The organism is Nonlabens dokdonensis, from assembly GCF_002162835.1.
Classification (GTDB): Bacteria; Bacteroidota; Bacteroidia; order Flavobacteriales; family Flavobacteriaceae; genus Nonlabens; species Nonlabens dokdonensis_B.
The window spans coordinates 1-5,666 of the sequence record NZ_MAAX01000123.1 but is presented as its reverse complement, the minus strand read 5'-3'; the positions used below and the strand labels follow the sequence as shown (position 1 = coordinate 5,666).

General features: G+C 35.6%; 3 protein-coding genes and 1 pseudogene. 1 reads left to right on the top strand and 3 read right to left on the bottom strand.

What is annotated here, in order from left to right:
- The 3 genes from A9Q93_RS08270 to A9Q93_RS08260 all read right to left on the bottom strand — a co-directional run.
- On the bottom strand, nt 1–3,121 hold a 3,121-nt coding region (locus A9Q93_RS08270), incomplete at its 3' end, for a PKD domain-containing protein (RefSeq protein ID WP_303686917.1).
- Nucleotides 3,122–3,253: 132 nt separating this feature from the next.
- Nucleotides 3,254–4,096, bottom strand: coding sequence for an ABC transporter permease (locus A9Q93_RS08265; protein ID WP_303686916.1), 843 nt, complete (start codon nt 4,094–4,096; stop codon nt 3,254–3,256).
- A gap of 8 nt (nt 4,097–4,104) precedes the next feature.
- On the bottom strand, nt 4,105–5,001 hold the full coding sequence (locus A9Q93_RS08260; RefSeq protein WP_303686914.1) for an ABC transporter ATP-binding protein: 897 nt from the start codon (nt 4,999–5,001) through the stop codon (nt 4,105–4,107).
- Nucleotides 5,002–5,060: 59 nt separating this feature from the next.
- On the opposite strand from A9Q93_RS08260, the pseudogene A9Q93_RS08255 reads away from it, so the two are divergent.
- A pseudogene (locus A9Q93_RS08255) lies at nt 5,061–5,666 on the top strand (hypothetical protein); the annotation flags it as partial.

Genomic DNA, 5,666 nt, shown 5'->3' with positions numbered 1-5,666 from the left:
TAGGTTCAAAAACTATTGACACACCTAAAAGCTGCCAGTAATCGTTAAATCCATCATTATTAGGTGTGAAGAATCTAGGGTAGCCTACTATACTAAAATCTTGAGTTGTAGTTCCACAGCCATTTTTATCTCTGACATATGCGGTATAAAATCCTGGTACGAGATTTTCAAACGTAGGACTATCTTGATAGGAATCTAGTGGATCTAGGCGGTATTCATAATCTCCTAATCCAGTTACATTTATTACGGCCGATCCAAATGAGCTTGTACCGGCATTTACAGTATCTATACTCGTAATTGTTGCCGGCTCACTGATAATTACTGTTATTCTTCTAAGTCTAGAGCAACCATCAAGATTTGAGACGGTTACTTCATAATCACCTCCTGTGGTTACCATTATAGATTCTGAAGTCTCACCGGTATTCCATAGATAAGTATAATCTGATGGTGCCCCATTAATTAAGCCACTATCTATGGTTAAGGCTTGTGGATTGTTACCGCAATAGTCTAAAAACTCTGATGTTTCTATAATAGGTAAGTCGTTTACTATAAGGTTTACTTCACTAATTCCAAAACAGTTACCATCTGGCGATTCTGCTCGGGCAAAAATGGTTTGATTATTTGCAGTTGTGTTTGTGTACAAATCATTCAGAGAATTTTGCTCAGTGAGTGCGTCATTTAATGATTCATAATAACTAACTGTTACATCAGATGGTGCACTTATTAAAACATCGGCATTTGCGTTAGAAAGGGTAAACTCTGTAAACCCATCTTCTGTACCATCGTTATCGCATAAAGATAATGTAGTGTTTTGCGCATCACTAGCACTTACTGATAAGGTAACTGATGATGTATTAAAACAACCTGTAGTGTTGTCTGTAACCCTTGCAATTACCACTTGTAACGGGCTAGTATTTGTATAGCTTGAGTTATCTAAAGGGTTTGTGTTGTTATCAGCGTCTGATTGATTAATAAAATAACTAACAGTTACATCAGGAGCACTGTCGCTTATAGAGTCATCAAAACTCATAAAACTAAATACAGTTCTTCCATCTGCAACACCATCTTCATCACATTGAAATGCATCAAAATCGTTTGCGACTGGTTTAGGATTTACTATCAAGTCAAAGGCTATAGAAGTGTCAGCACAAATGGATTCTTGCACATTTTCTATTCTCACGAAAACCGTTTCTATAAAAGGAGTTGTATTATCATAACTCATGGGCAAATCACCAGTACCTAAATCAGCATCGTTTTGAGAAGAGTGATAACTTACAATAAAATCACTTGAACTTTGTGGCCCTAAAATGGAAGCGGTTTGCCTGTTCAAATCAAATGTTGAGATACCATCAAAATCATCATCACACATTTCTAGATCACCTACAGCATTTGCTATAGGTTGTTCAAATAATTCTATGTCAAAGCTGGTTGTCTCGTAACAATCTTCGTTATTTCTATTATAAATTCTAGCTACTAGCGTTTCTTGAGCATTACTAGACTCATAAGGAAGTGGTAGAGGATTGAGATTATTATCGGCATCTGATTGATTTGAAAAATAGTCTACTATGAAGGTGTTAGCGTCTTGAGCTCCTATAATTTCGATGGTAGCTTCTTGAAGATCATAAAACTCTCGACCATCTTGATTGCTATCACAAGCTGCCACAGGAGAAATAGGATTTGCAGTAGGAGTTTCATATATCTCTACCGTAGAACGATATACTCGAGTACTACCTGCTGTCGTTAAAGAAAGAACAACATTATAAGTTCCGGCGCTCGCATAAATATGAGTTGGGTTTTCTAGAGTAGAGGTGTTGCCATCTCCAAATTCCCATAGAATAGCATCTGGTGGCGTGTCTGATTGAAAAGAGAAAATAGTACCATCTCCTTCACAGAAGTTTTCAACTTCTATTAATGCAAAAAAACTTTGAATAAATGGAGGCAATCCTTGAGTTGACGACCTACCTGCTAGTGGAATGGCGTCATGCTGGTAATTACATCCAGGTCCTATTACATTAGGATTGTTGATAACTCCTAGAAATGGTCTACCTACATCATAAGTATCTGCTAGGGCTCTATAAATTTTACCGTCTATTCCTAACTGTAATGATCCACGGTAACCTTGTCTGGTATCTATATCTACTCCTGAAAGTGTAGTACCTCCTAAGTTTCTAGGTGTCAAAGAGAACTGATATAGTGTACTCGTATGATCAGCTGGTAAATTACTACTAGCATCATTTGTAGCAGTAATGTATAGCAAATTACCATCTGGTGAGAACTCTACACCGTAGCCATTATCATTAGGCCCTTGCATTAACAATTGTCTCTCATTAGAAACCAAACCTGTATTAGGGTCAAAGTCGTAGATATAGCTATTTGCGTTACTGCCTCCAGCCATATTACAAGAAACTAAAAATCTCCCGTCTGGAGAGAATTTTAAATTCCCTCTTCTTCCTGCACCTTGTCCTATAGGTGTTGCAACGTTTGCTGATATTACTGGAGTAGGATTAACTCCAGTAGGACCTACAGTAAAAGTATGAAATGAGTCATAGTTTCCTACTCCCGTGCTGTTTGCAAATGTGGTTACAAGAATCTCGTCATTTGTAGCGTGATTTATGGCAGATAGTTTTTCGGCAGCCTCGGCAACTAGCAATGGAGGATTTGAAATGCTAGTAGTTACTGCACCAAAACCATTATTAAGAGTCATATCTACTTCATAATAGTGAACACCTTCAGCACCTCCAAAAGAAGGTAGGTCAACCGTAAATATGTAATAGATATCTGCATCTTGAGGCTTAGGTATTATAATAGCACTTTGTGTACTTGAAGGATTTCCTCTTAATCCTTGACCATTTTGCATGATTTGATGTGATCTATCAAAAACGACAGTTCCATCAGTATAAAATAAAAGCTGCCCATTATCATCAGATATAGAGGCGCAACCTTCATTAGTGGACACTTGACCATCAGTAAGCGCAGTTACTGCTCCGGTGGCTGGATCAAAATTAATTCCAGCATTGAAACCAAAATACCAATTTGATGCCTGTAGCTGTGCCTGACTATTAAAACTTATAGATATGAAAGCTGTTAATAAAAGGACTTGAAAGAAATTCTTTTTCTGCATAGCGCGAATTTAATACACACACATTACTTTTTAGTAACATTTAACAAATCTTCAATACCATTTGCAAATAAAAAATGTCGATAAAATTCTTAAAATCTCATCGACATTTTCTTTTATGACAACCCTTTAATTCTACAAATCTCTTTTCTTTAAAATCGCATAAGACCAGTAGACAAATAACGCTGACCATATAGAGGACATGATTACATTGATCCATCTCACACCATATTCTTTTTCAAACTCACTTTGAGATAGAGTTTCTAAACCGGTTTTAACTAGACTTACTTTACTGAAGGGTTCTACAATCAAATTAGAAACTGTATTTAATGGTAAAACATCTCTAAGGAAATCCCATGAACTCCATCCAAACTTGAAGTCTAAGTAAGAACTTAAACCAAATATTATTAACTCAAATATTCCCCAAATTCCTATAAGTCCTAATGCAAATGCACTTCTTTTAACTAGCACACCAGCAAATAAACACATACAGAAAAATGCAAGATGGCTTACAAAGAATGCACCTATATATTCAACGTCCCTGAATATGAGATTAAATTCATTAATATCAGAATATAGCAATCCTAGAATTAAACATACTAAAAAGACTAAAACAGTAAGGATCAAAGTGAAAAATAAGATAAAGTAAAACTTTGATATGATTAATTCTTTTTTACTCAGTCCGTCTATAAGATTTTGCTTTAAAGTTCTGTTGCTATACTCATTTGCCATAAGTGACACGATCACAATAGCTATAAGAAATTTTAAAAAACTTAGTAGGTAAGTGCTCAGGTGCCATATGAACGGAAAGTCAAAAATGTTTAAATCAGCCAGTTTCATGGCTTTCCCGTCTATATTAATCTCATATAAACCTATAAACATTGCAGCTACAACAATAATTAAGTAAATGATGGTAAGTACTTTACTGCTGGTGCTGTATTTGAATTTGTGAAATTCTATATCTAATAATCTTTTCATGGCGGCAATTAATTTTGGTTAGTTAATTCAATAAACTGATCTTCCAGACTTTGTTTTTTATGAAACAGTTTACTGAGTACGATATCATTTTTAAATGCCTCAGTATTTATTTGTGCAGTATTTACATTATCTAGTAGCGTTACTTCTAGGCCATCATTGTGAGTATTGATACTACCGGCATACGACTGTTTTTTAAGAAAGTCTAACAATTGATCTCGGTTAACTGCGTCTATAAAGATGGAGCCATGATTTCTATTCATTTCACCTACTGGACCAGAGTATAACATCTTGCCTTTTCTCAAGACTACTACATCAGTACACACTTTTTCTACTTCATCTAATAGGTGAGAAGCAAGCAATATAGTAGTGCCATTTGCTGCAATTTCTTGAATGATATCTCTTATCTGTCTTATTCCTTTAGGGTCTAGCCCATTGGTCGGTTCATCTAGTATTAATATTTCAGGATCGTTAAGTAGTGCACTAGCAATCGCAAGCCTTTGTTTCATCCCTAAAGAATAGGTTTTAAAAGGAGAATGCTTTCGCGAAAGCAAGTCTACAACCGTCAGTTTTTCTTCAATTTTTGCTGGATCAATATTCTTAATCTTGCAAACTAATTCTAGATTTTGCACCGCACTCATACTGGGATAAAAGTTAGGTCGCTCTATTATGGCGCCTATTCTTTTAAGAGCATCATGGTTAGATGTTTTGCCTTCAAACCACGTGTAAGAGCCGCTTGTAGGGTTTACCACATTTAGCACCATACCTAGTGTAGTAGACTTTCCACTACCGTTAGGTCCTAAAATACCGTAAACATGCCCTTTTTTGATTTGAAATGAAATACGATCTACCGCAGTGAGTGAATCATAATTTTTATGAAGTTGATTAATTTCAAGGATGGTTTCCATGAATAAAGTTTTTTTGTTGTATTATGTGACTGCAAGAAACAAAAAATGTTACTGTATTTATGTCAGAAAAAGTTCTTAATGATAAACTGCTGTCTAATAAGAAACCTACATTTCCTATAGGAAGATCACTAGAAGATTATGTAAAGCGTTACAATAGAAGCACTTCTATACCGGTTTCCTATGATGATTTACTGAGATTTGCCGGCTGTATAACTGTTTATGATAAAAATGATGAAGACACTTTATGGGTGCGTTGCTACTATTCTGATGCAGATCGCGAGCAAATAGATGCCAATTTAAAACGTATTTATGACATACTCCATAGTGATGGTAGGGATGAAACACTAGATTACCTAAGCGTTGATGCTGTAGACTACTGTACTTTTGGGAACACAAGGCCTTTCCGTATTAGAATACGTAATATTTTGAACGATGGGTTTACCTATTTTTATGTAAAACAAGCTGATGCCTCTAGAGTTTACGGCCTTGAATTAGAACATTTGCTTTCTCCACATCGTATTAGTTTTTTAGTTCATAAAAACACCCTAATCGAGGAGCATATTGCGGGAATTCCTGGTGATGAGTTCATAAGTACTTATATGGAAGGCTGTGATCATCAAGAGCTTACTCAAATAGCAAAAGAGTTTGTAAAATTTAATGAGAGA

What these genes read in the sequence shown, in the direction of transcription:
- A9Q93_RS08265 (WP_303686916.1), bottom strand. Translation starts at nt 4,096, where the DNA reads ATGAAAAGATTATTAGATATAGAATTTCACAAATTCAAATACAGCACC.
- A9Q93_RS08260 (WP_303686914.1), bottom strand. Translation starts at nt 5,001, where the DNA reads ATGGAAACCATCCTTGAAATTAATCAACTTCATAAAAATTATGATTCA.